The sequence below is a fragment of the Flavobacterium rarum (SeqCode) genome (assembly GCF_965234445.1).
In the GTDB taxonomy this organism is placed as follows: domain Bacteria; phylum Bacteroidota; class Bacteroidia; order Flavobacteriales; family Flavobacteriaceae; genus Flavobacterium; species Flavobacterium rarum.
The window spans coordinates 74,437-100,409 of the sequence record NZ_OZ248484.1 but is presented as its reverse complement, the minus strand read 5'-3'; the positions used below and the strand labels follow the sequence as shown (position 1 = coordinate 100,409).

The 25,973-nt window shown below is 36.1% G+C and carries 19 protein-coding genes; 8 read left to right on the top strand and 11 right to left on the bottom strand.

What is annotated here, in order from left to right; genetic code table 11:
• Positions 1-282: 282 nt before the first annotated feature.
• From AC8GF4_RS06665 to AC8GF4_RS06650, 4 genes are all read right to left on the bottom strand, one after another.
• Positions 283-1,323 (bottom strand): IPT/TIG domain-containing protein, encoded by a 1,041-nt coding sequence (locus AC8GF4_RS06665; RefSeq protein ID WP_506593469.1) that lies wholly within the window; start codon positions 1,321-1,323, stop codon positions 283-285.
• A gap of 8 nt (positions 1,324-1,331) precedes the next feature.
• Positions 1,332-2,924 carry a RagB/SusD family nutrient uptake outer membrane protein gene (locus AC8GF4_RS06660; RefSeq protein ID WP_506593468.1) on the bottom strand — a complete coding sequence of 531 codons (1,593 nt, stop codon included), beginning with the start codon at positions 2,922-2,924 and terminating at the stop codon, positions 1,332-1,334.
• A 10-nt stretch (positions 2,925-2,934) separates the two neighbouring features.
• Positions 2,935-6,123: a SusC/RagA family TonB-linked outer membrane protein gene (locus AC8GF4_RS06655; protein ID WP_506593467.1), complete on the bottom strand. Its 3,189-nt coding sequence runs from the start codon at positions 6,121-6,123 to the stop codon at positions 2,935-2,937.
• A gap of 308 nt (positions 6,124-6,431) precedes the next feature.
• A complete protein-coding gene (locus AC8GF4_RS06650; protein ID WP_506593466.1) occupies positions 6,432-7,310 on the bottom strand; it encodes a helix-turn-helix domain-containing protein in 879 nt (292 codons plus the stop codon).
• Between the two features lie 278 nt (positions 7,311-7,588).
• On the opposite strand from AC8GF4_RS06650, the gene AC8GF4_RS06645 reads away from it, so the two are divergent.
• From AC8GF4_RS06645 to AC8GF4_RS06620, 6 genes are all read left to right on the top strand, one after another.
• Positions 7,589-8,734 (top strand): glycoside hydrolase family 26 protein, encoded by a 1,146-nt coding sequence (locus AC8GF4_RS06645; protein ID WP_506593465.1) that lies wholly within the window; start codon positions 7,589-7,591, stop codon positions 8,732-8,734.
• A gap of 28 nt (positions 8,735-8,762) precedes the next feature.
• A complete protein-coding gene (locus AC8GF4_RS06640; protein WP_506593464.1) occupies positions 8,763-10,154 on the top strand; it encodes an MFS transporter in 1,392 nt (463 codons plus the stop codon).
• Between the two features lie 24 nt (positions 10,155-10,178).
• Positions 10,179-11,372, top strand: coding sequence for a glycoside hydrolase family 130 protein (locus tag AC8GF4_RS06635; RefSeq protein ID WP_506593463.1), 1,194 nt, complete (start codon positions 10,179-10,181; stop codon positions 11,370-11,372).
• Positions 11,373-11,443: 71 nt separating this feature from the next.
• On the top strand, positions 11,444-12,559 hold the full coding sequence (locus AC8GF4_RS06630) for an AGE family epimerase/isomerase (RefSeq protein ID WP_506593462.1): 1,116 nt from the start codon (positions 11,444-11,446) through the stop codon (positions 12,557-12,559).
• A gap of 9 nt (positions 12,560-12,568) precedes the next feature.
• The gene (locus AC8GF4_RS06625; RefSeq protein WP_506593461.1) at positions 12,569-13,816 is read left to right on the top strand and encodes a glycoside hydrolase family 26 protein; all 1,248 of its coding nucleotides are present in this window, start codon (positions 12,569-12,571) and stop codon (positions 13,814-13,816) included.
• A 294-nt stretch (positions 13,817-14,110) separates the two neighbouring features.
• Positions 14,111-15,403 (top strand): glycoside hydrolase 5 family protein, encoded by a 1,293-nt coding sequence (locus AC8GF4_RS06620; protein WP_506593460.1) that lies wholly within the window; start codon positions 14,111-14,113, stop codon positions 15,401-15,403.
• Between the two features lie 35 nt (positions 15,404-15,438).
• On the opposite strand, the gene AC8GF4_RS06615 is transcribed toward AC8GF4_RS06620, so the two are convergent.
• The 7 genes from AC8GF4_RS06615 to AC8GF4_RS06585 form a co-directional block, all read right to left on the bottom strand.
• Positions 15,439-16,395 (bottom strand): aldo/keto reductase, encoded by a 957-nt coding sequence (locus AC8GF4_RS06615; RefSeq protein WP_506593459.1) that lies wholly within the window; start codon positions 16,393-16,395, stop codon positions 15,439-15,441.
• A gap of 458 nt (positions 16,396-16,853) precedes the next feature.
• Entirely contained in the window at positions 16,854-19,148 is a 2,295-nt protein-coding gene (gene bglX, locus AC8GF4_RS06610; protein ID WP_506593458.1) for a beta-glucosidase BglX, read from the bottom strand.
• A 168-nt stretch (positions 19,149-19,316) separates the two neighbouring features.
• Entirely contained in the window at positions 19,317-20,696 is a 1,380-nt protein-coding gene (locus AC8GF4_RS06605; RefSeq protein WP_506593457.1) for a sialate O-acetylesterase, read from the bottom strand.
• Positions 20,686-21,789 (bottom strand): SGNH/GDSL hydrolase family protein, encoded by a 1,104-nt coding sequence (locus AC8GF4_RS06600; protein ID WP_506593456.1) that lies wholly within the window; start codon positions 21,787-21,789, stop codon positions 20,686-20,688. Before AC8GF4_RS06600 ends, AC8GF4_RS06605 begins: the two co-directional genes overlap by 11 nt.
• A 423-nt stretch (positions 21,790-22,212) precedes the next feature.
• Positions 22,213-22,470, bottom strand: a complete 258-nt coding sequence (locus AC8GF4_RS06595; protein ID WP_506593455.1) for a Txe/YoeB family addiction module toxin — start codon at positions 22,468-22,470, stop codon at positions 22,213-22,215.
• A 1-nt stretch (position 22,471) separates the two neighbouring features.
• Positions 22,472-22,726 carry a type II toxin-antitoxin system Phd/YefM family antitoxin gene (locus AC8GF4_RS06590; protein ID WP_506593454.1) on the bottom strand — a complete coding sequence of 85 codons (255 nt, stop codon included), beginning with the start codon at positions 22,724-22,726 and terminating at the stop codon, positions 22,472-22,474.
• 718 nt (positions 22,727-23,444) lie between these two features.
• Positions 23,445-23,873: a DUF1573 domain-containing protein gene (locus AC8GF4_RS06585; protein ID WP_506593453.1), complete on the bottom strand. Its 429-nt coding sequence runs from the start codon at positions 23,871-23,873 to the stop codon at positions 23,445-23,447.
• Positions 23,874-24,016: 143 nt separating this feature from the next.
• Between AC8GF4_RS06585 and AC8GF4_RS06580 the strand changes: the two genes are divergently transcribed.
• Together AC8GF4_RS06580 and AC8GF4_RS06575 are read left to right on the top strand one after the other, a co-directional pair.
• A complete protein-coding gene (locus AC8GF4_RS06580; protein ID WP_506593452.1) occupies positions 24,017-25,276 on the top strand; it encodes a sensor histidine kinase in 1,260 nt (419 codons plus the stop codon).
• Positions 25,277-25,963 carry a response regulator transcription factor gene (locus AC8GF4_RS06575; protein WP_506593451.1) on the top strand — a complete coding sequence of 229 codons (687 nt, stop codon included), beginning with the start codon at positions 25,277-25,279 and terminating at the stop codon, positions 25,961-25,963.
• Positions 25,964-25,973: the final 10 nt, after the last annotated feature.

The following is a 25,973-nucleotide window of genomic DNA, read 5'->3' as shown; positions in this document are numbered from 1 at the left end:
TACGTTTGAATTTTGGGCTTTCGCAGTCTATGGCCTGCTTGCCCCTCAAAATCAGCCTTATATTAGATTTCTGTGCGTCAGAACCTCACTTTTGCTGATGGCTTCTTTCAGATTCTACCTCACGGTAGACACCCTTGCCAATTGCTAACACTTCCTATCAACTCGGCGTGTACAGAGACTCTCACTCTGCTAGAAAAAGACCATGCCCGACATACCAAAAGAATTCCCTGATTTTTCAATCAGGGAATATCTTAAACTAACTCAAATAAACAAAACCAAATTTTATTTTAATACAAAACCCATATTGTCAAATAAAATTGTATTTCCTCCAAAATTACCTGACTCTTGTAAAGTCAATTGATCAAAATTAGTAGGGTTTCCAATTTCTGAAAATGGAATTTCAATAGTAGTCCACTCCGAAGTTATTGGCTTAATGATTTGAAAAGCCCATCCGCCAAAAACGAATTTTAGACTTGCTTTTGTATCCGTAGAAATACTCTTAACTCGAACTCTAAAGGCTTTATACTTGGAAACATTTCTAGATACAAATTTCATATCAGAACCACTCCATCCTCCAAAAACGAATTTTATGCTTTTCTCACCTTGATCTACATCAGACGTATTATTGGTATCAAAAACATCACTTCCACCCCACATCCAGTGACCTGCATCTCCTTGCAAAGCATCATCATAAAGCGCAGAACCAATTGCATTCGAAGACACTACTGAACCTGATATTGTCGTTACTGTTACATATTTATCATTTGAATCTGCAGGAACTGCTACCTTTATTTCTGTTAAAGATGAAGAAATAACTGGAACATCAGTAGTACCAATTTTGACAGTTGGTTTCAAAAAGAAATTACCATATATAGTTATTACATCTCCAGCTAATGCATTAACAGGATTGAATCCTTTTACAAAAACGGGAGCAGGAGGAGCAATTATAAAAGGATAAATTACTGAACCATTTGAAGTTACAATTTTCAATTCACTAGATGCATTGGCATAAGGTGTGTTTAAATCTATGGTTATAAAAATAGCTGAATCTGTAACCAATGTAGGATTGAAATACGTATCAACATCATTGAAATAGATTTTTTTGACACCCAAAAAACCACTTCCTTGAATCACATACATATTAGCTGGATAACCAAAAGTTGTAGGAACCAAATCCCCAGCTTCGGCTTTGCTCACACTATTAACAACCAATGGGCTTGCCGTACTACTACTGTCATCGTCTGAACAAGAAGAAAAGAGGCTTATAAATATTGAGGCTATCGTAAAGAAGCTCAAAATTTGCTTTATTTTAAAATTTTTCATAGTGTTTTTTATTTAAAAGTATAAGGAACAGGTGGCTCCAATAACTTAGGGTTTTTAGCTACGTCATTGTCTGGATAATCCATAAAAAAGTCATTTGTACCATGATCTGTAGAATAAACAGGTGTAAAATATTTTGCCGCATTTCTATCTCCTCTATTCTGAGCAGACATAATTGCAATGGCTTTAGTTTTATCAATACGACCTAAGTCAAACCAATAATCTCCCTCAAAGCAAAGCTCCAATCTTCTTTCTTTAAAAATATCATCCGCAGTGATACTCGCTTTAGTAGATAAACCTGCTCTTTTTCGTACTGCATTAAAAGAATTTAAAGCTCCAGCATCAGATGTGCTTCCGCCACCGGCCAAAACGGCTTCAGCGTGAATCAACAATAACTCAGCATATCTCATAATATACGTATTGTTATCCATCATAGCCCAAGCATCAGCTGGTCCTGTGTTTGCTGAAACAACACCAAGACAATATTTCTTGATTCCGCCACCAGAATTTTGTGCATTTCCTTCGCCTGCAGGAACTGTAAAACCTGTACCAGTTGTTGTTTTAATATCTGGATAGATAGCTCCTGGTGTCATAACTGTTTCTTGCTTTCTAACATCTCCAGCTTCATAAAGGGACAACACCTCTTGTGAAGGTCCAAAAACACCTCCATAAGAAGCATTTGAAGTAGATACAGTTGAAGAACTGATTCCAAATTGTGTATTACAGTTGTTTCCAGAGCCATAACTTCCATCGCCTTTCCATTGCAGAGCGAAGATAGATTCTTCATTGTTATTATTTTTGTATTTGAATAAATCTGCAAATGAAGAACCAGGTAATGCATCTCCACCCATTAATTTAAACTCTCCACTATTGATTACACTTTCGGCCATCAATTTTGCATTAGCATAATCCTTTTGATACAAATATACTTTTGCCAAAAATGCTTTGGCAGATCCTTTGGAAACGTGTCCATTATCACTATAGTTTGATCCTCTATTTTTATCCGCCAATCTATCGATTGCAGCTAAATAATCTTTTACGATTAATTTATAAATATCGGCTTCGGGGTTTGTATTAATTGCTGGGTCCTTAGAATAATCCAAGTTATTTTCAATAATAGGTACTGGCCCCCAAATGCGTACTAAATAAAAATAAGCTGTTGCTCTCATAAAATAAGCTTCTCCAACGGTATTTTGCAACACTTTTTGATCAACTCCGGAGCCTACTCTAGATTCAAGAAAATTGATAATTGCATTGGCTTGAGCCACATTCGCCCATAAAGACGACCAACCATTTTCTAATTCCGGATCACTCCCATTCAAAGAAAAAGTTCTAAGTCCACTTACATCTGGTGAACCAGAATACATATTTCCAGACCCCACTTCTAGTGCCCAATAAAATTTATTGAACAATTGAAACCAAGTTCTGCTATACATACCATTGGTTGCAGCTGCTACTTGTTCATTTGTAGAGTAGTATGAATCTAAACTTATAGAATCTTCTGAAGGTCTATTGGTAAAATCATCACTACAAGACCCAAAAACCAAAAACACAATTGCTGCACTCAGCAATTTATAGGTACTAAAAAAAGTTTTATATTTCATTTTTTTATTTTTAAAATTCTACATTAAGTCCTAATGAATACATTCTAGGCGAAGGGTATCTTCCATTATCAATACCCGCTAAAAGTGGATTTTGATTGAAAGAACCAATTTCAGGATCATAACCAGAATAGTTTGTAAAAGTATATAGGTTTTGAGCCGAGCCATACAGTCTTAATCTATACATTTTTAATTTTGTAATTAAATCTTGGGGCAATGAATAACCAAAAGTTAAGTTTTGAATTCTCAAATATGAACCATCTTCAATATAACGATCTGAAATAAGAAGGTTATTATTAGCCGTATTGTCAATTGGTCTTGGAATGTTTGTATTAGTATTAGTAGGAGTCCAATAGTTAGACGCTTCCACTAATTGATTTTCAAACAATGAAGCATTTGTTGTTCCAGCTCTTCTGGTAAGATTCATAATATCATTCCCGTAAGATCCTTGCATGAATAATGATAAATCAAAGTTTTTGTATTTGAAATTATTCGTAAATCCATAAGTAAATTTAGGGTGTGGTGAACCAATTAAAGTTTTGTCTTTCGCATCTATAACCCCATCTGCATTCACATCTTTGTATTTTATATCTCCAAGATACGTTTCTCCTGCTCCAGTACCCACAGCTTGTCCAAATTGCAAAGGAGCTGCATTTAAAGTATTCAAGTCATTAAAAATACCATCAGTAACATATCCATAAAACATACCAATTGGTTGTCCTACAACTGTATTGGTAACAACAACAGGCTGGTAACCATTTGTATTTACCTGTTGCGTCAATACAACGCCATTTTGCATTTCAACTAATTTATTTGAATAATGCGAAAAGTTGAATGATGAATCCCAATTAAAAATACCATTCCCTTTCAAAGTATACCCAACACTAATATCGTATCCTTTATTCTCCATTACTCCTAAATTCGAGTATGGTGCGGAAATCCCTCCATATTGACCTCCTCCTCCTGTAAGGTAAGTTGGCAAAGGAACTTGGAATAAAAACCCTTCCGATTTTTTATTATAAAAGTCAATACTAGCATTAAAAGCAGAATCAAACAAAGTAAAATCAATACCAAAGTTGGTTTGGTTTAATGACTCCCAAGTTAAATCAGGATTTGGAGAATTGGACACTAAGAAACCGCTACCTAAACCAGAATTTTGAGTAGCTAACATGGCTGTATATCTATTATTCTCAATTTGTTGATTTCCTGTTTCTCCGTATCCTAATCTGAATTTGATATTGTCCACATATTTGCGAGTACTTTCCATAAAGGATTCATTGGACAATTTCCAAGAACCAGAAATTGATCTAAATACACCCGTTTGATTATCAGTAGTTGGGTCAAACTTTGAAGATGTATCTTGTCTGATAGATCCCATAATGCTATATTTATTATCAAAATCATAGATAACACGTCCAAAAATTGACGCCAAAGATGCACTACCTTTATAACCTGTAACTGTATTGTTTTTTGGATCTGCCAAATTGATAGTATGAACATCGTTACTTTTGAATCCTTGAGAAGAAGTTACTACACCATCCCAATGGCTATCATTTGCTTCTTGACCTAATAGAACAGTAAAATGATGTTTACCAAAAGTTTTATCGTAAGTCAAAAAGTTTTTAAAATTGGTAGAATACCAATTTTGATTTCTGGTATCCAAATCCGCTAAAAGATTTACTTGTGATCCCCACTTGTAAGAAGGTCTAAAATCTTCATTTTGAGAATATTCTGTATTTGCAGCAAACTCAGTTCTAAATTTCAAACCTTCAATTATAGAGAATTCAGCATAAATATTTCCTAAAAAGTTTTTTCTAGTCAATTTATTATCTCTAGTCAAAGCTTCTCCAACAGGATTATAATAGGTAACACTTTGATCTGCAGATGGCGGTCCTGCAAAAGTCCCATCAGGATTACGTACCGGTATATCAGGAGATTGCATTAAAGTATTACTGATAAGTCCTTGAAAACTTTGGTTTACTGTAACTTTTTCATCTGTAATACCAGAGGATAGATTTGACCCTATTCGCAACCAACTTCTAATTTTTGAATCTACATTCAAACGAATTGTATATCTTTTCAAACCAGATTCTATAATTGTACCTTGTTGATCCAAATATCCACCAGACAAATAATAGCTAGAACCCTCTTTGGCTCCAGAAAAAGACAATTGATGACTTCTAGAAACTGCAGTTCTATAGACTTCATCTTGCCAATCTGTTCCTTTGCCTAACAATTCTGGGTGTGAAAACTCAGGACGTGTTTCATTACCATACAAATTGGCCAAATTGGTTTTATTTGTTGCGTATTGTTGCAAGTTCATCACGTCCAAATTTTTATAATTTGAACTGATTGAAGTATACCCTTCATAAGCAATCTTACCACTTCCTTTTTTACCCGTTTTGGTTGTGATTATGATAACCCCATTAGCACCTCTAGAGCCATATATTGCTGTAGCCGATGCATCTTTCAAAATATCAATAGACTCAATATCACTTGGATTTAACATCGACAATGGACTAACTGCATTATTACCCCCACCACCAGTAGAAGAAAAACCTTCTTTCCCCACTAATGCTTGACCACTAGAAGATTTACCTGTGGCATCACCAGAAACTGGAATTCCATCAATTACATATAGAGGTTCATTAGTCCCAGAAATAGAAGTAGTCCCTCGAATCCTAAGCGATGCAGCTCCACCAGGAGCACCACTATTATTAGAAACAGAAACCCCAGAAGCTTTACCTTGTAGCATTTGATCTACACTTACTACTTTTAGGTTTTCGATATCTTTTGCTTTTACAGAAGATATAGAACCATTAAGATTCCCTCTTTTTTGAGTACCATATCCAATAACAACAATTTCTTTCAAGTTTTCAGAGGAAGACGTTAAGGTTACATTCTGTTTTGCATTTCCTTTAACGGCTACTTTCTTAGTATCAAAACCAATAAATGTAAAAGTCAAAGTTGCAGTTGCAGGTACATCGATTGCGAAAGTACCATCAAAAGAAGAAGAAACCCCTTGAGAGGCACCATCTTGTTTAATATTAACTCCAGCCAATGGCAGATTATTCGAATCAGTAACTACACCTTGTACCTTAAGTTGTGCACTCATTATTCCACAGGTTAGTAATAAAAACATCAAAGGAACCTTTCTGTGGTTAACTTTCCAATGAATTAAGTTGGACAATAATTTTTTCATAATAAAAATTTGTTAGTTAAGTTTAATAATTTCCGAAAGGGTAATTCGTCTATTATTATTGGCATTAATAAATGTGATTTATAATTAACAAATTTATAACAGTAGCTAACATTAAATTAATAGTATTATATCATTTAATGATAATATTTTTTCAAAATGAAAAATTTAATTACACATAACAAAATTATAGTTATAATTTTTTAAATTATTAATACATAATAGCTACAATACATATCATATACTTAATCACAAAAACACTCCTTAAAAATTTTCTAAAGGAGTGTTTTTAACAGAAAATCAGTTGATTGTTACAGAATTCTCTTTAATCCTGAAAAATCATCTCTGTATTGACTGGGAGTACATTTTTTAAAAGCTTTAAAACTTCTATTAAAATTAGCTATATTATTAAACCCGGATTTGAATGCAACCTCAGAGATACTCAGGTCTTTCTCGACAAGCCATCTTGCTGCATATCCAATTCGAATATCATTAATATAATTGACAAAAGTCTTTCCAGTGCGTTTTTTTATAAATCGATTAAAAGAAATCGTTGTCATATTGGCCACACTCGCTACTTCTTCTAATGATAATTTTTCGGCAAAATTCTTTTGAATATAATCGTATATTAATTTCATCTTATCATACTCTTCAAAAGTATCATTTTCAACAGTAAAAGTAGACAAAAGCCTTTGATTACGGGAGTTTGCAAGATCATAGAGTATGGATATGATTTCCAGAAAATAATCCATTCCATCCAACTTGGATATCTTTATTAACCGTGGAGTAAGCATTTCTGCTACTTGATTTGAAAATAAAATACCATGCACAGAACGATTGAACATCTCCTTTATAGGTGTCATAATTCGTCTAGACAACAAAAACTCATGAAAAAGATCATTGTGAAACTGAATAGTTATCTCATGAATTTCTTTGTTTTTACATTTATTCAACTCCCAGCCATGGTATAAATTGGGACCAACCAATACCAATTCAACATCATCAATCTCTTCTATATTATCACCTACCACACGTTTTACTCCTTTTCCATTGCGTATAAAATTGATTTCAAATTCAGGATGATAATGCACCGGATAATCAAATTCATCTTTCACTCTATCAAAAACCAAAAAACTATCTTGTGCTGCAAGAGGAACTATTTCTCTATGAAAATTTTTAAAAGCGCTCATAATTAATTTTTTTATTTGCAATAATAAGATATAAAATTGATAAAATAATATTAATTCAAAACATGTTATTACTATATCTTTGAAAAATGAAATTTTATTTTTATTTATAAAAATAGCCGCAAAAAATAAAAATCATTTTAAAGCTGTTATTTTTTTAACATTTTGATAAAAAATTAATAAAAACACAAAATCAAAATTTTAAATTTATAATCATTTGACACTCAATTTTAATTCAATTAAATTTTAATTCAAGCCAATCAAAACTCATTTCCATAAATATGAAAAAAACAACCTATATAGCATCTCTTTTGTTCACTTTTAGCACATTTTGTTTGTCTCTTGCCCAGACAAGTAATACTAAATTATCATTATCCGACAAAAAAGCAACTAAACTAACTATGCAGTTTTATCAAAACCTATACAAATCGGTCAACAAAGGAATACTATTTGGCCATCAAGATGATTTGGCCTATGGAGTAAATTGGAAATACGAGGAAGGCAGAAGTGATATCAAAGATGTTGTTGGAGACTATCCTGCAGTTTATGGTTGGGATTTAGGCGGTCTTGAAACCAAATCCGACAAAAACATTGACGGCATTCCTTTTGACAAAATGAGGCAATACATCATTGACGGATACAATAGAGGAGGTGTGATTACAATGAGTTGGCATTTTGACAATCCTCTTACTGGAAAAAATGCTTGGGACACCACTCCAAAATCATTAGCATCTTCATTACCTGGAGGTGTAAGTCATGAAAAATACAAAGCTTGGCTGGATGAAGCTGCAAAATACATACTAACCTTAAAGGATAAAAAAGGGAATTTAATCCCAATGTTGTATCGTCCGTTTCATGAACTTACTGGAAATTGGTTTTGGTGGTGCAAGAATAATGGAAGTCCCGAAGAGTTTAAAACGCTTTGGAAATTCACTATTGATTATCTACAAAAAAAAGGTGTTCACAATTTAATTTATGTGTACAATACTGCCGATTTCAACTCCAAAGAAGATTTCTTAGAATACTATCCAGGCCCCGAATATGTTGATGTTTTAAGTTTTGACAAGTATATTTACAATGACCCTTTGAAAGACAATTCCTTTGTTGAAAATTGCCAACGACAGTTTGGAATCATAGACCAAATCGCCAAAGAACAAAACAAAATCATCGCTTTTGCCGAAACAGGATACGAAGCCATTCCTTATGACAAATGGTGGACGGACACTTTGATGAAAGCTATGGGAGACTACAAAATATCTTATGTACTGGTTTGGAGAAACCATGGCTGGCAGGAAAAAGAACAAAAAATGCATTATTACGCACCTTTCAAAGGTCAAGTGAGTGAAAAAGATTTTGTCGAATTTTATAATCTGGACAACATTCTTTTTGAAAAAGATGCAGCAAATTTTAACCTTTATAAAAAATAAAAACCCAAGACTATAAACCTCAACAAAAATGAACCAAAAAATTAGTTTAAAAGAAAAAGTCGGTTACGGATTAGGAGATGCCGCTTCCTCTATGTTCTGGAAAATTTTCAGTATGTATCTCATGTTTTTTTATACCGATGTTTTTGGACTAGCTCCTGCCGTGGTAGGAACCATGTTTTTGATAACTCGTATTTGGGATTCCTGCTTTGATCCTTTGGTAGGCATTCTTGCAGACCGTACCAAAAGCCGATGGGGAAAATTCAGGCCTTATTTATTATGGACAGCCATTCCGTTTGCCCTAATAGGAATCATGACTTTCTACACACCCGACTTTGATGAAAAAGGAAAAATAATATACGCCTATGTTACCTATTCTTTAATGATGATGGTGTATTCAATAATTAACGTTCCTTATGCGTCATTACTTGGAGTTATGTCTGGTGACCGAAAAGAACGCACCACACTTTCTTCTTACCGTATGGTTTTTGCTTTTGCGGGAAGCTTACTGGCACTTTGGTTAATTGAACCTTTGGTGAATCATTTTGGCGGAAACTTAAACTCTAAAACAGGTTGGCTGTATACTATAATCGTTTTTGGAATCATCACAACTATCTTCTTTTGGTCTTGTTTTTTTCTTACCAAAGAAAGAGTGCAACCCATAAATGACGAAAAACCCAATTTAAAAGAAGATCTAAATGACCTTCTCAAAAATAGACCTTGGTGGATATTATTGGGAGCGGGAGTTGGTGCTTTGGTATTCAATTCAATTCGTGATGGAGCAGCAGTTTATTATTTTAAATATTATGTAAGCAGCACGGTAAGTTATAGTTTCAACATTTTGGGCGAAAATTTTGCAATGACTCCAACCACACTCTATTTGGTATTAGGACAAGCAGCCAACATCATAGGTGTAATCGCAGCTACTCCAATTGCTAATAAAATTGGCAAAAAGAAAACCTTCTTTGGTGCTATGGCTCTAGCCGCTATTTTGAGTGTCTTTTTCTATTATATCGGTAAAGAAAATGTAGTGCTTATCATGGTTTTCCAAGTACTAATCAGTATTTGTGCCGGATGCATCTTCCCATTAATCTGGTCTATGTATGCCGATAGTGCCGATTATTCGGAATGGAAACAAGGCAGAAGAGCCACTGGACTTATCTTTTCGGCTTCGTCGATGTCCCAAAAATTTGGTTGGACAATTGGTGGCGCCGCTACAGGATGGCTTCTTGGCTATTTTGGTTTCCAGGCCAATGTGGTACAATCAATTACAACACAAAACGGAATATTATTAATGCTGAGTATACTTCCAGCAATTGCAGCCGCAGTATCGGTGCTTTTTATTTTATTCTACCCGCTATCGGAAGAAATGCTGCAAACTATCGAAGATGAACTTAATACAAAAAGAAATTTAAACAAATAATACTTGACTTTAGAAAATTCAATTATGAGCACAACAGAACTAAACGCCGATTTAAATCAAATAAAAATCGAACTCGACAAACAATTTAATGCCTTAATTCAAACAAAAAACGAACCACAAGACGGAATTGGAAACGGAATATACACTCGCTATAAAAACCCAATTTTAACAGCGTCACACACTCCGCTGGAATGGAGATTTGATTTTAACCCAAGTACAAATCCGTTGCTTTTGGAACGAATTGCCATAAACGCAACATTCAATGCAGGCGCCATAAAATGGAATGACAAATACATCCTCGTAGCCCGTGTAGAAGGTGCCGACAGAAAATCGTTTTTCGCCATTGCCGAAAGCCCAAATGGTGTTGACAATTTCAAATTTTGGGACAAACCTTGCGTGATTCCACAAACGGAGGAACCAGACACCAACGTGTATGATATGCGTTTGATAAACCATGAAGACGGATGGATTTATGGTATTTTTTGTACCGAAAGAAAAGATCCTTCTGCTCCAAAAGGAGATACAAGCACCGCTATTGCAAATGCCGGAATTGTTCGTACCAAAGATTTAATCAACTGGGAAAGATTACCTGATTTGATTTCGAATACAGGACAACAGCGCAACGTAGTTTTGCATCCTGAATTTGTAGATGGCAAATATGCTCTGTACACTCGTCCCCAAGATGGATTTATTGATGTAGGAAACGGTGGTGGCATTGGACTTGGCTTTGTCGAAGACATGAGTAATCCAATTGTAAAAGACGAAAAAATCATTTACGGAAAACAATACCACACCGTATATGAGTTGAAGAATGGTCTTGGACCAGCACCTATAAAAACAGAAAAAGGCTGGCTGCATTTGGCTCATGGTGTACGTAATACAGCTGCAGGTTTACGATATACACTTTACATGTTCATGACAGATTTGAATGATATTGCCAAAGTAACGTATGTTCCTGCTGGACATTTCATGGCTCCTGAAGGAATTGAAAGAGTTGGAGATGTTTCCAATGTTTTGTTTTCTAATGGCTGGATTGAAGACAAAGATGGGACAGTTTATATCTATTATGCTTCTTCAGACACCAGAATGCACGTGGCAGTTTCCTCTGTAGAAAAGTTAGTGGATTATGTTATGAACACCCCTGAGGACACCTTTACTTCTTCTGGCTCTGTAAACACTATTATCAAGCAAGTGAATAAAAACAAAGAAATTTCATAAACGTGCAAACCCATTTAAAAAATCTAAAAATAGAACTAAAGTTAGAACTTCAAAGTATTCTTTCCTATTGGATGGAAAACACTGTTGACACTAAAAACTGGGGGTTCATTGGTCAAATAGATTATAATGATGCAAAAAACTTCGAAGCCGAGAAAGGGTCTGTGCTGAATGCAAGATTACTATGGACTTTTTCTGCGGCTTATAAAATCTCAAACAACCAAGAACACTTAAATACCGCAGAACGTGCTTTTGAATACATTTCAGCACATTTTTACGACGCTGAATTTGGCGGTGTCTTTTGGAGTCTAAATTCTGATGGAACTCCAAAAGACACCAAAAACCAAATTTATGCCTTGGCCTTTGTTATTTATGGTTTAAGCGAATATTTTTCGGTTACTCAAGACAAAAAAGCATTGGAAATGGCCATTTCTTTGTATGAAAAAATTCAAAAATACAGTTACGATGTCTCAAAAGGAGGATATCTGGAAGCCTTTACCTGTGACTGGCAACCTATTGAAGATTTACGCTTGAGCGAAAAAGATGCCAACGAAAAGAAGACAATGAATACCCATTTGCACATCGTTGAAGGGTATGCCAATTTATATAAAGTTTGGAAAGACAAATCGTTACGAAAAATAATTATCGAATTACTGAAAACCATCGAAAAATATTTCATCAATACCGAAACCGGTCATTTACGATTGTTTTTTGACGAAAATTGGGTAGAAAAGAAAGATGTTATCTCCTACGGTCATGACATTGAAGCAGCATGGCTTTTGTTGCAATGTGCTGAAATTTCGGGAGACGCAGCATTAATCGCCAGTTATAAAAAACACGCCATTCAAATTGCCGAAGTAACCAAAGAAGGAATCGATTCCGATGGCGGATTATGGTATGAATACGATCCAGAAACCCAAAAATTAATGTCCGAAAAACATTCATGGCCACAAGCTGAACTGATGATTGGTTACTTTAACGCTTGGCAACTTTCTGGAAAACAAGAATACTTAGACATTGTTTTCAAAAACTGGGATTTTGTTCAAAAACACATTATTGACAAACAAAATGGCGAATGGTTTTGGGGTATCAACGGTGATTATTCTAAAATGCAAAAAGACAAGGCTGGTTTCTGGAAATGCCCGTATCACAATAGCAGAGCTTGCATTGAATTAATTCACCGTATTTAAAAACACAAGATGAAAAACCTATCTCTAAAAACCATAATAAGCAGTTTTATAATTGTATTTAGTAGCTGTTCCAAAGATGATCCTGCTCCAAATCCAGTTACACCTCCAGTTGTTGTCACTCCACCCGTGACAACACCTTCGGATGCACTTACAGCTCTAAATGCGAAAAATTATTTAGTCGATAAAAACGCTACTGCAGAAACAGTTGCTTTATTTTATAACTTAAAGAAATTGGCAAAAACCAAATTTGCTATTGGCCAGCAAGATGCTTTCAATGGATTTTATAATAACGGTTCTACATCAGAGTCAGATATCAAGAAAACAACTGGATTTGACCCCGCACTTTTGGGTTCCGATTTTATGTTTATCACTGATAAAAGCAATAATGGTCAAGCCGATAATTGGTTTTATCAACAAGAGCTAAAAACAATAAGCGATGTAAAAAAAGCTTATGCCGCAGGTATTATTAATACTTTTTGTTGGCACCTCAGAGAACCCAATAAAGAAGACAGCTTTTATGCCACAGATATGACCGCCGATCAAAAAGCAACTGCATTCAAGAGCATTTTGCCTGGTGGTGTCAATAACGCCTGGTACAAAACAAAACTGGATAAAATTGCTAGTGTAATTTCGAATTTAAAAGGCTCCAAAGGAGAATTGATTCCCATTATTTTCAGACCTTTTCATGAATTTGATGGAAGTTGGTTTTGGTGGGGAGCTGATTTTTGTTCGCCAGATGAGTACAAAGCTGCATATCAATTTACAGTAGACTATTTAAGAGATACCAAAGGAATTCACAACATTTTATATGCTTTTTCTCCTGATAACTTCTATTCTACTTCCTCCAATTATTTGAGCCGTTATCCTGGCGATGCATACGTAGATGTTTTGGGAATGGACAATTATGGTGATTTGAATAACCAAGGACAGGTAGGAGCTGACAAAGCCAATGCTAAACTTAAAATGCTATCCGATTTGGCAATCACCAAAGTAAAAATTGCCGCAATGACCGAAACGGGTTACCGCGTTACAGCAACTATTTCTCCCGTCACCAATTGGTTCTCTTCTTATTTGTACAGCACACTGACGGCAAATAGCATCCAGATCAGTTATGTTATGTTTTGGAACAACAATCAAGATGGTTATTATGTACCAACACCTACAGCAGCAAACGCAGCTGATTTTAAAACTTTTGCAACAAAATCAAAATCGGCTTTGGTAAATGGACTGCCGAGTATGTATGTTCTGCCGAATTAACTGCTTTTTTTAAGCATAAAAGGAAATCTAAGTTAGGCTAAGAATTCCAAAATTAACAGAAATAAGATCGTAAACGGAAAGCCCTAGCCTTGATAGCAGTGGAAAGCCCGGAACAGGAAAAGTTAAAGTTTCTTGGTGCAAAAAAGCGACCAAAGGAAGCTCTTTTTGCAACATTGGAAACTTTGCTTTTCCAGTGAGGACTTGCAACGAATAGCAGGACACGAGCGAAGCGAACTGACGAAGTAAATAGCTCCTGATTACTTAATTCTTCGTAATGACAAAATTAAATCAATTATGAAAAAATCAGCATTAAAAATAGTTTTGGCTCTCATTTGTCTGGCAAGCATCGGTTGTGAAGCCCAAAAACAACAAGCCCGAATCACGGTAAAAGGAACCCAATTCTTTAAAGGAAACAAACCCTACTCTTACATTGGAACCAATTATTGGTATGGCAGTTTGTTGGCTTCGAAGAAAGTGGGTGACCGAAAAAGACTGATTCGAGAACTGGATTTAATGCAAAAATACGGTATTGACAACTTGCGGGTTTTGGTCGGTGGCGATGGCGGAACATACGATTATACTGTTCGTCCTGCTTTGCAATACGAACAAGGAAAATACGATCAGGACTTACTCGACGGCTTGGATTTTTTGATTGCCGAAATGGGGAAACGCAAGATGTATGCAGTGTTGTACTTAACCAACAACTGGGAATGGTCGGGTGGGATGTCACAATATTTGGAATGGAACGGCAAAGGCGCCATTCCGGTTCCAGCTATTCCGCCCAACACTTGGCCACAGTTTATGAGTTATACCGAGAAATTCCACAGTTGCGAGCCTTGCATGGAAGCTCTGAATAAGCATGTGAAATTTATTTTGGGACGAACAAACGCTTATACCAAAAGAAAATATACTGAGGATAACACTATTATGGCTTGGCAAGTGGGGAATGAACCACGCACTTTTACAGCAGAAAATGAAGCAAAATTTACGGTTTGGCTCAACACTATTGTCAACCTAATGGATAGCTTGGATAAAAATCATTTGATTTCGACAGGTTCTGAGGGAAAAAACAGTTCGAACGACAGCATGGAAACTTTTGAAAGAACACATACAAATCCGAATATTGATTATTTAACCATGCACATTTGGCCCAAAAACTGGAATTGGTACAAAGCTGATGATGCCGAAAAAACATTGCCAACAACGCTAGAAAATGCCGGGAAATATATTGACTTACACGTTGAAGTCGCCAATCATTTGAAAAGACCGATTATCATTGAAGAATTTGGTTTACCAAGAGAAAATGAAGGTCTAACAACAACAGCATTAGTAACCAACCGAGACGTTTTTTACAATTATATTTTCCAAAGAGTTGCCGAAAGTCATAAAAGCAATGGCGCCTTACAAGCGGCCAATTTTTGGGGTTTTGGCGGTGAAGGAAAAGCGGTTAACAAAGACGGAAAATGGAATCCTGGTGATCCTTTGACTACAGATCCGCCACAGGAACCACAGGGTTTGAACTCAGTTTTTTCTGCGGACAAGACAACATTAGAGATTGTAAAAAAGTATAATTTACTATTGAAATAAAAAAAGGAGCAAACATCAGTTTGCTCCTTTTCTTATTAACTTAAAATAGTTTCTATTGCAACCAATTCATCTGATGAAAATTCCAAATTTTGTAATGAATCTATATTATTATTTAATTGCCCCACCGAACTGGCACCAATCAACACCGACGTAATTCTGTTATCTTTGAGCAACCAAGCTAAAGCCATTTGCGCCAAAGACTGATTTCTTTCTTTAGCAATGTCATTTAGTTCAATAATTCTCTGGATTCTTTCCCCAGACACCTCATCTTCTTGCAAATGACCGTTTGGATTATGAGCACGGGAGTTTTCTGGAATTCCTTTTAAATATTTGTCCGTTAAAAGCCCTTGTGCCAAAGGCGAAAAAGCAATGCAGCCTACTCCTTTTTCTTCGAGAACATCCAATAATCCAGCTTCGGGAGTTCTTTCAAACATGGAATATTTTACTTGATGAATCAAACAAGGCGTTCCCAGTTGTTTCAAGATTTTGGTAGCTTCCTTCGTTTGCTCTGGATTGTAATTGGATATTCCAGCATACAAGGCTTTTCCGCTTCGAACAGCATAATCCAATGCCATCATTGTTTCTTCCAAAGGGGTTTCGGGATCAAAACGATGCGAATAGAAAATATCCACATAGTCCAAATTCATTCGTTTCAAACTCTGATCCAAACTCGACAACAAATACTTGCGGGAACCCCAATCCCCATAAGGCCCATCCCACATGCCGTAACCCGCTTTGGTCGATATTACAATTTGATCCCGAAGGTTTCCTTGAAAATTATTTTTTAGAATAGTACCAAAATTAGTCTCCGCCGAACCTGGAACTGGCCCGTAATTGTTGGCCAAATCAAAATGGGTGATTCCTTTATCAAAGGCTGCTTTGGCAATACTTTCGGCATTTTCAAAAGAATCGACCGAACCAAAATTATGCCATAATCCCAAAGAAATTTGTGGCAATAATAAGCCGCTTTTTCCACATCTGTTGTATTTCATTGTCTCTATTTTAGGTTTAATTTTTAATGTAATGACTATCAGTCACTAGTGCAATTTTTTATAAAAGTCGATTATCGAATTATTTTTTACAAATATTAACCTTTTCGTTCTTAGCGTCTCTGCGCCTTTGCGAGCCCAATTTCACGCAAAGACGCAGAGACGCAAAGTACATTTTCAACATTTAGACTCTTGGTATCAGTTGCGGGCAGTCTCATTCATTTTCATAATTGGTAAAGTTCGCATTCGTAAATTTATAATACAAATAAACCCGACTTGTTTTTGAGTACAAATCGGGTTTGAATTATTAGCTTACTTAATTCTTGTAACCCTATAAACGTTATACCATAGCCAACGGTTTCAACCGTTGGAGACAATAATGTCAAAATAATATTTTTAAAAAATCCCACGGTTGATCCCGATAATTATCGGGAGTGGGCTATGGCTAAGAAATTTATTAATTATTCCAACTCAAAACTACTTTCCAAACGGGTGTCAGAGCTTCCTCCTACCCAAATTTTAAAAGCTCCCGATTCTACCAAATAATTACCTTCATTATCAAAGAAACCTAATGCTGCGTCAGTCAAAGTAAACGTTACGGTTTTGGTTTCACCTTTTTTCAGTGCTACCAATTCAAAACCTTTTAATTCTTTTACGGGTCTTGCCAAACTAGCAGCAACGTCTTGTATGTACAATTGCGCGACCTCTTTACCGTCATAATTACCGGAGTTGGTAATATCCACCGAAACCACAACCGGCTCCCCTTTTGCGAAAGCGGTTTTATTGATTTTCAAATTTTTATAATCGAAAGTAGTATAACTCAACCCAAACCCAAAAGGATACAAAGGCGTTTTCTCTACATCTATATAATGTGACCAAAAAACATTTTTATCACTATTTACTGGTCTTCCCGTATTGTAATTATTATAATAAATCGGCACTTGACCTACATTTCTAGGGAAAGATATTGGCAATTTTCCACTTGGATTGTAATCGCCGTACAACACCTGAGCGACAGCATTTCCGGTTTGTGTTCCCAGATGCCAAGCTTCAACAATGGCAGGAATATGCTCGGCCGCCCAAGGTAAAGCTAATGGTCTTCCATTATTTAAAACCAAAACAATGTTCGGATTCACTTTGTAAATTTCTTCCAGCAATTCCTGTTGAACGCCCGGTAAATCAAGGTTTGTTCTGCTGCGTCCTTCTCCCGACTGAAAACCATGTTCGCCTAAAACCATTACCACAACATCAGCGTTTGCAGCAGCTTTTTTGGCAGCATCAAATCCAGTTTTGTCAGTGGTATTGAAAACCAATTCATCCACAAAAGCCTTTTTTCCAACAGTCAAATCGGCTCCTTTTTCAAAAGTCAATTGATTGTCTTTGTACTGTTGCATACCTTCCAGAACCGAAACGGCGGTATTATCATCTGAAGCAATTCTCCAACTTCCCAATGGGCTGTTTTTGTCATTGGCCAAAGCTCCAATCAATGCAATTTTCTGTCCGGATTTTTTTAGCGGAAGTAATCCTTTTTCGTTTTTCAACAACACAATCGATTTCTTGGCCATATCCAAAACCGCATCATTATTGGCTTTGTTACCTATGGTTGCTTTTTCTCTTTTCTCGTCACAATATTTGTACGGATCATCAAACAATCCCAATTCAAATTTTACACGCAAAATTCTGCGAACGGCATCGTCAACCAAGGCTTCTTTTACTTTACCGTCTTTTACCAGTTTTACCAATTCTGCTACATACAAATGCGACTCCATATCCATATCCGATCCCGCGCTTACCGCTTTGGCTGTTGCATCTGCACCATCTTTGGCAAAACCATGCGCGATCATTTCCCGAACCGAAGCCCAGTCTGAAACCACAAAACCGTCAAATTTCCATTTGCCTTTTAGAATGTCTCTTTGCAAAAAACTGTTGCCGGTTGCCGGAACGCCATTCAAAATATTGAACGAATTCATCATTGTACGAACACCCGCATCAGTCGCCGCTTTAAACGGAGGCAAAACCGTATTGTACAATTTAGAATTGCTTATATCCACTGTATTATAGTCCCTTCCCGATTCGGCAAAACCATAAGCAGCAAAATGTTTGGCGCAAGCCGCAATCGTATTTACTTTCTGCAAATCTGCTTTGGTATCTCCTTGAAAACCAGTGATTCGTGCAATGGCAATTTTGCTCCCTAAATATGGGTCTTCTCCCGCTCCTTCCATCACGCGCCCCCAACGCGCATCATGAGAAATATCGACATTAGGACCAAAAGTCCAGTTGATTCCAGATGCCGAAGCTTCGTCTGCTGCCACCTGAGCCGATTTTTTAATCGCTTCCATATCCCAACTCGCCGCTTCTGCCAATGGAATCGGACTCAAGGTTTTGTACCCGTGAATCACGTCAAAACCAATGATTAACGGAATTCCCAATCGGGTTTCCTCCACGGCAATTTTCTGAACCGCTTTTACCTCTTTCACCCCGCGAACCGATAGCATAGATCCTACCCAACCATCGCGCAAATGTTTGTATTTCAACTCGGCATTTCCGCCTTTTGGTGCAGGACCGGTTACTTCCCAAAAACCGTTATATTGATTCATTTGTCCGACTTTCTCTTCAAGCGTCATTTGCTTCATCAACAAATCGATACGTTCTTCAATCGGTTTTGTTTTGTCTAAATGTGGTGATTTTTGTGCAATCATAGTTCCTGTGCTAATCAGGGTAAAAATCCCTGCAATAATTAGTGTATTGTTTTTCATAATTCGTAATTTATTATTTGGGCGTATCCCTCCAGAAAAAGTCGGGTCGGGCTATCCGTTACAATCTCCCGAGAAAAATCGGGAGGATTTTCACTGCTATCCCTTACGCAGTTCATCATCAACTCTTTTAACCCTTTCAGAGTTCAAAACTCTGAAAGGGTTAAAAAATTATTCACTTATAAAACTAGAAGCCGGTAAATTCGCTTTATTAAAAAGAGTCGCTTGATCCGTATTCTTCCATGCGTAACGCACTTTCGTAGGAGTTTTTACTTTATCCGATTGTACAACGACGGAATTGTTCTTGATTACAGCAGTCGCTTTATAAAACACATTATCTGCACCTGAAACTTCAAACAAATCGGCTTTCTTCTCTTTAAAATACAAACCTTCTGCATACTCAAAAGTGACTGTTAATTTATTTTTTTCAATGTTAAAACCTTTATAAAGTGGGCCGTTTACCAATGTCGAGTTGGTTTTATACGTATTCGCCAAAGCTAAATTCGCCAAACGAGTTCCTACCGATTTTTTATCCTTTGGGTGAATATCTTCAGCTGTTGAAACATCACTAATTACAACCATTCCCGTATTTGGAACTTCCTGCAACACTTTTCGTTGTGCATCACGAATGATTGAACCTCCAAAATGATCTTCTCCATATTTATAAGGCGCAATCTGAACATAGTAAAACGGAAAATCATACTTCCATAATTGTCGCCACGAAGTAATCAAAGCCGAAAGCGTCTTGTCATAAACCGCTGACCCCACGTTACTTTCGCCTTGGTACCACAACGCCCCTGCTATTTTAAATTGAGTCAGCGGATAAATCATCGCATTAAAAGCACGTCCCGGTTGGTTGGGACCATAACTTTCTTCTTTTCGGGTTTTCGCCGATTCTAATAAAACAGCATCGTTCTGAATTACTTCTTCTGGCATCCAAATCTCAGCAGGTGTTCCGCCCCAATTGGAAGAAATCAAACCAATAGGCACGTTTTTTAATTCTTCCTGCAAACGCTTTCCAAAAAAATAACCCACTGCACTAAAATATTTCATCGTTTCGGGCGTGCATGCTGTCCAAGTTCCTGAAAGATTATCTTGAGGAGTCGTAGCCGTTAATTTGGGTACCGAAAAAAATCGGATGTTTGGGGTGGTCGCATTTTTTACCACTTCATCTCCATTCTCAATTCCCCAACTGGCGTTCATCTCCATATTCGATTGTCCGGAACAAATCCAAACCTCGCCAATCAAAATGTTTTTCAATACGATTTCGTTGTAGCCTTTTATCGCAATAGTATATGGTCCACCCTCTTTTGAAGTTGGAATGACAATCTCCCATTTGGCCTGATTACTGGCTTTGATTTTGTAGGTTTCATTATTCCAGCTTGGCGTAATCAACACTTCTTCCTGCGGATTTGCCCAGCCCCAAATTGTAACTTCGGCATTACGTTGCAAAACCATATTATCCGAAAAAATATTCGGTAGCGTAACATTTGCGAAAGCGGTATTTGAAAGTATCAGTAAGAAAATGAATCTAAATATGTTATTTTTCATTTAATAATTTTTTAAAGAAAGGATTTAATTGGTCGGCCATCACTTTATCATCTGCAATATCGGGATGATAACCACAGCCTTTTGGACTCATTGGTTGGAATTCGAACAAAGCAATGGGTTTATGAATGGTGTCGTTTTCGAAAGCCTGAATCACTTTTTTCAAGCATCTCACCAAAGTTACATTTCGATCTCCCGAAACCATTGGACTGTTCAGCAAAACAATTCGGGTGTTGGGTGCGTGTTTGTAAACCGTTTTGATGAAATCAATATAATTTGAAACGTATTTTTCTTCATTAAACGGCAATCTTACTTTTTTGCCATCACCGTCTGAAAGGTCGTTGGTTCCCAAACAAATGCTGACCAAATCGGGTTGAAAAGCAAAATTGTATGGCTTCGATTTGTCTTTATTCAGGTATAAATTTTCATAGACATCGGGAATAATAGCTTCGTCAAGATGTTCATCATTCCAATTGCGGTACATTCCGTATCCCGAAACAGAACTCAATACAAAATCAGCATCTAAATCTCTTGCAAGCACTGGTCCATAAGCCCAATACGCATTGTGCTGGTCAAACCAATCTCCCTTACCACAAGGAATTTCAGAAGCATCATTACCATAACCACACGTTATAGAATCACCGATGAGTTCAATTTTTTTCTTTTTTTGGGTAGCAGAACTTGCGATCAATTTCGCCGTCGTTCCTGCAAACAAAACACCGCCGTTGGAAGCTTCTGTGGCTTTATAAATAGAAAGATGATGGGCTTTTTTGCTTTTTGGAACTGTAATCGGGAAAGATTGTACAGTTCCTTTTTCAATTCGGATTCTTCCGATGTATTTACCATCGAGTTCCAGGGAAACATAGTTTTGATGTTCCCAAGAATCGATGCTTTGCAAGGAAATGGTACAGGAATTGCCGCTAAAATCAAATGACACAGACGAAGCAGAACCTATGAGCATGACTTTATTTTCTTGCATTTTTTCTACCCTTCCTTTATATTCAAAAAATGATTGGGTTTCAACCTTTTTTTGGGCAGTAGAAACGAACGAAATGGCAATCAATAAAAATAAAAGGTGTTTTTTTAAGCAATTCATAATCTTTTGGGACTTTCATGATAGTATAGACAACAAATATAAATTGATTGTGAATTACTTTTCGATACTATTTCTTCAAACTATAATCAAAAATTTACATAGCTTCTATTGCAAACAAAAAAACCACCCGAAGAGGTGGTTTGATATACTTTTTTATGAATGTCCGTAACTAATTCCAATAAGATTATTACTCGATTTATTAAATGAATGTAAAAACTTAAATATGATTATTTGACACAGATTACACAAATTTTCACAGATTAATTTGCAGAACAAAAGCTTCCCTATCGTACCCGCGCTAGAAGTAGTTTGGGACTAAATTAAGCCCAATTTTAGGATTTGGCAAATCTTCCTGACACAAAACCATCTTCAAATTAAGCCAAATCCCCAATTTGCTTTTAGCGTGTGTAAGCGGTAGTAATATTAGTCATAATGATGTCTACATTTCAAAATTTGAATTTCATCATCGATAAACCTGTAAATTAATCTATGCTCTTCATCAATTCTTCTTGACCAAAATCCAGCATACTTGTGTTTCAATGGTTCTGGCTTTCCTATTCCTTCAAAAGGATTCCTTGAAATATCTTTGAGTAGATCATTTATTTTTTTTACTTTCTTCTTGTCATTTTTTTGCCAATACAAATAATCTTCCCAAGATTCATCAACAAATACATATTTCATTTTACTCCTCAATTAAGTCTTTTGAAAATGATTTACCACTCTTAAGTTTATCAATAGCAGAATCTAATCTACTTTCGTTAGTTCTGTTTGATAATTCATAATTTGTTGCAATTAGTGAATTATATTCTTCAAGTGAAATAACAACAATCCCTGAATCTTTTCCACGATTTATAATTAGAGTTTCAAAGTTTATTGCTACTCTATCAAAGTAAGATTTAATATCTTTTCTGAAGTCTGAAATATTTGCTACTAACATAATTATTGCATTTTGTACAAATGTATGTACAATATTTTTATTTTTAGAAATATTCGTTAAATTATTACCGCTAACGAGTGGACACATCTAAAAATAGAACACAGATTCTACAGATTGGACGGATTACACAGATAAAAATTAGTCAATACATATCTGGCCTTATAGATTATGTATATTTATTACTCAAACTTTTAATTTATACCCAAATAATCAGTGCTAATCGGTGTCAAAAAATCAATCATGGTCTGCTTTACGGATAGTCATATCCTTTTTTATTTAAATCGGGAACTCGATTATTGAAATGCCAACGATTAAAACCGCTGACGATAGTTAAATCTTGAATTACTATTTTTTGAATTCTATTACGAATTGTGTGGGTTTCAAATTTAAGATTAAATTTAAAAATTCTAAACCATTAAGGAATTAAGAGTCATTAAGCCATTACAACCTTACTGACTCTTAATTCCTTAATGGTCTATTTCTTTTCAATATTTTATTTTGAAAAAAGTTCTTTTATAAAAACCAAACAGTTAAGGGCAGACCTTTTTTTTAAATAATGGCAAAAAAGCAAAATAATCCCTTTTAGCCCCGACAGAAGGGAAAATCCTTTTGTAGAGACGGGTTTGAAACCCGTCTCTACAAAAGATTGGAATGATGGCGGGAACCAATGCTTCCTGAAAATGCCTAATGATTCTGCTCCAAAAATTAATCTTAAAAATTAACTTTTCACTCCAGTAGCTGCAACAACAGTTCCTTTTATCGTCAAAACTTTAACTGTCGTTTCAGCATTTGTAGTTACCGATACTGTTTTTGTAAATCCACCTGGATTAGCCGCATTGTAAGTAGCCGTAACGGTGCCCGATTTTCCTGGGGCAATTGGGGTTTTGGTATAATCTGTTGCCGTACATCCGCAAGAACCTTGCACATTGGTAACGATTACAGCTGTTTTTCCAGTGTTTTTGAATTCAAAAACAATTGGTTTTGGAGTGTTTTGCGGAATCTGTCCCACATCTATGCTTTCGCTTTTCCATACAATTGAAGAAGCGGTAACAGCTACTTTTGATACCAAAGTTTTCACAGGAGCGATGGCCGAAAATGACATTAATCCTAGAGTTAATGCCAACATTGAAATTTTAATCATTTTCATAATAAATTAGTTTTATTGGTTACTGTTTTTCAACAATCCAAAAGTAGATTAGAAAAACAGACACTCTTGTTAAGCGTTATTCAATCTTTGTTAACGACTTGTTAATGCAAAAAAGTCAAGCAAATTTTGATTAATATTACATAATGAAACTGACCAAACTCAATAGCAGCATCTTAATCGGGTTAATCGCCATCATCGGAATCCTAATAGCGCAATTGCTTTGGACGAAAGAAGCCTTCAGTGTTGAAGAAAAAAAATTCAGTCAAAGAGCACATGTCGCCTTACTGGAGGTTGCCAAAAAATTGTATCAGGGAACGAATCAAGAACTTCCAGGGAAAAATCCGGTGCGGAAAATCTCCAATGATTATTATATTGTCAATATTGATAACGATTTTGAACCCGAAATTTTAGAGTTTTATCTCATATCCGAGTTTAAGAAAATGAATATCACCACCGATTTTGAATATGCCATGTACAATTGCCAAAGCGATGAAATGGTCTATGGCAACTACATTTCGCTATCCGAAAAAAAACAGACCAAACATTCTGTACATTTCCCCAAACACAAAAATTTGGTCTATTATTTTGCCATTCGGTTTCCCAATGAAACGAGTTATTTATTCAGTTCCCTACGGTTTTGGTTTGTGCTTTCGATTGCTTTAATTGTTATTTTACTGGTTTATGTCTATTCTATTTTCACGCTTTTACAGCAAAAAAAATACTCTGACTTGCAACGTGATTTCATCAATAATATGACACATGAATTCAAAACGCCTTTGTCCTCCATATTAATTGCTTCCAATTACCTCATCAAACAAAATCCAATTCTGCAAGATGAAAAACTGGAAAAATACACCCACATTATTATTGACCAAAGCAACAAGCTGAATCAGCATATCGAGAAAATTCTGAGCGTCGCAAAATCGGATAATGCTCCTTTGGTACTGAATAAAAAAACACTGAATGTCTTGCTAATTTTAGAAGCTGTAATTGAAAACAGCACCCTAAAACATCCTGAAACCCAAATCGAAATTAAAACCGATTTAGCAACCGTCACTATTGAAGCGGACGAATTTCACTTTACCAATTTGGTGTACAACCTGCTCGATAATGCGATAAAATATAGCGAAAACAAACCCGAAATTTGTATCGCTATTGCAAAAGTTGGAAAGCATTTGCAATTCGATTTTACAGATAACGGCATTGGAATTGATTCCAAAAACATTCCCTTTGTATTTGATAAATTTTATAGAATTCCGAGTAAAAAAAGCAATGAAGTTACCGGTTTTGGATTGGGATTGTACTATGCCAAAAAAGTATGCGACCTCCACCACTGGAAAATAACCGCAAAATGCAATCCCAAAAAAGGCTGTACCTTTTCACTATTAATTCCTCAAAACTAAATGAGTACTGTTCGAATATTGTATACCGAAGACGATGCCACCTTAGCATTCCTGACCAAAGACAATTTGGAGCAAAACCGCTATGAAGTGACGCATTGCGAAGACGGAAAATCGGGTTTTGAAGCCTTCAAAAAAGGAAGCTTTGACATTTGCATTCTAGATATAATGATGCCGAAAATGGATGGATTTGAATTGGCTACTGAAATCAGAAAACTCGATGTTGATGTTCCTATAATTTTCCTTTCGGCCAAAACCTTAAAAGAAGACCGCATCAAAGGTCTTAGATTAGGAGCCGACGATTATCTCGTAAAGCCTTTTAGCATCGAAGAATTACTGTTGAAAATTGAAATATTCCTAAGACGTTCCCGCAAAAATAATTCGGTTGAAAAATCAATCTACGAAATTGGGAAATACCAATTCGATACCAAGAATTTCATCCTTTTTAATGAAACCGAAAAAATACCGCTCACCCAGCGAGAAGCCGACCTCTTAAAATTATTTCTAGACAATAAAAACGTGGTTTTAAAACGAGAACAAATCCTAACCTCTCTTTGGGGTGACGATGATTATTTCATGGGACGCAGTCTGGATGTTTTTATTTCCCGCCTGCGCAAAATTTTGGCAAACGAAAAAGGAATAGCCATTGAGAATTTGCACGGGATTGGGTTTCGGTTTAAAGCGGAGTAACAGCTAAGAA

Coding starts and splice junctions, on each gene's coding strand:
- AC8GF4_RS06665 (WP_506593469.1), bottom strand. CDS start 1,323: ATGAAAAATTTTAAAATAAAGCAAATTTTGAGCTTCTTTACGATAGCC.
- AC8GF4_RS06660 (WP_506593468.1), bottom strand. CDS start 2,924: ATGAAATATAAAACTTTTTTTAGTACCTATAAATTGCTGAGTGCAGCA.
- AC8GF4_RS06655 (WP_506593467.1), bottom strand. CDS start 6,123: ATGAAAAAATTATTGTCCAACTTAATTCATTGGAAAGTTAACCACAGA.
- AC8GF4_RS06650 (WP_506593466.1), bottom strand. CDS start 7,310: ATGAGCGCTTTTAAAAATTTTCATAGAGAAATAGTTCCTCTTGCAGCA.
- AC8GF4_RS06645 (WP_506593465.1), top strand. CDS start 7,589: ATGAAAAAAACAACCTATATAGCATCTCTTTTGTTCACTTTTAGCACA.
- AC8GF4_RS06640 (WP_506593464.1), top strand. CDS start 8,763: ATGAACCAAAAAATTAGTTTAAAAGAAAAAGTCGGTTACGGATTAGGA.
- AC8GF4_RS06635 (WP_506593463.1), top strand. CDS start 10,179: ATGAGCACAACAGAACTAAACGCCGATTTAAATCAAATAAAAATCGAA.
- AC8GF4_RS06630 (WP_506593462.1), top strand. CDS start 11,444: ATGGAAAACACTGTTGACACTAAAAACTGGGGGTTCATTGGTCAAATA.
- AC8GF4_RS06625 (WP_506593461.1), top strand. CDS start 12,569: ATGAAAAACCTATCTCTAAAAACCATAATAAGCAGTTTTATAATTGTA.
- AC8GF4_RS06620 (WP_506593460.1), top strand. CDS start 14,111: ATGAAAAAATCAGCATTAAAAATAGTTTTGGCTCTCATTTGTCTGGCA.
- AC8GF4_RS06615 (WP_506593459.1), bottom strand. CDS start 16,395: ATGAAATACAACAGATGTGGAAAAAGCGGCTTATTATTGCCACAAATT.
- bglX (WP_506593458.1), bottom strand. CDS start 19,148: ATGAAAAACAATACACTAATTATTGCAGGGATTTTTACCCTGATTAGC.
- AC8GF4_RS06605 (WP_506593457.1), bottom strand. CDS start 20,696: ATGAAAAATAACATATTTAGATTCATTTTCTTACTGATACTTTCAAAT.
- AC8GF4_RS06600 (WP_506593456.1), bottom strand. CDS start 21,789: ATGAATTGCTTAAAAAAACACCTTTTATTTTTATTGATTGCCATTTCG.
- AC8GF4_RS06595 (WP_506593455.1), bottom strand. CDS start 22,470: ATGAAATATGTATTTGTTGATGAATCTTGGGAAGATTATTTGTATTGG.
- AC8GF4_RS06590 (WP_506593454.1), bottom strand. CDS start 22,726: ATGTTAGTAGCAAATATTTCAGACTTCAGAAAAGATATTAAATCTTAC.
- AC8GF4_RS06585 (WP_506593453.1), bottom strand. CDS start 23,873: ATGAAAATGATTAAAATTTCAATGTTGGCATTAACTCTAGGATTAATG.
- AC8GF4_RS06580 (WP_506593452.1), top strand. CDS start 24,017: ATGAAACTGACCAAACTCAATAGCAGCATCTTAATCGGGTTAATCGCC.
- AC8GF4_RS06575 (WP_506593451.1), top strand. CDS start 25,277: ATGAGTACTGTTCGAATATTGTATACCGAAGACGATGCCACCTTAGCA.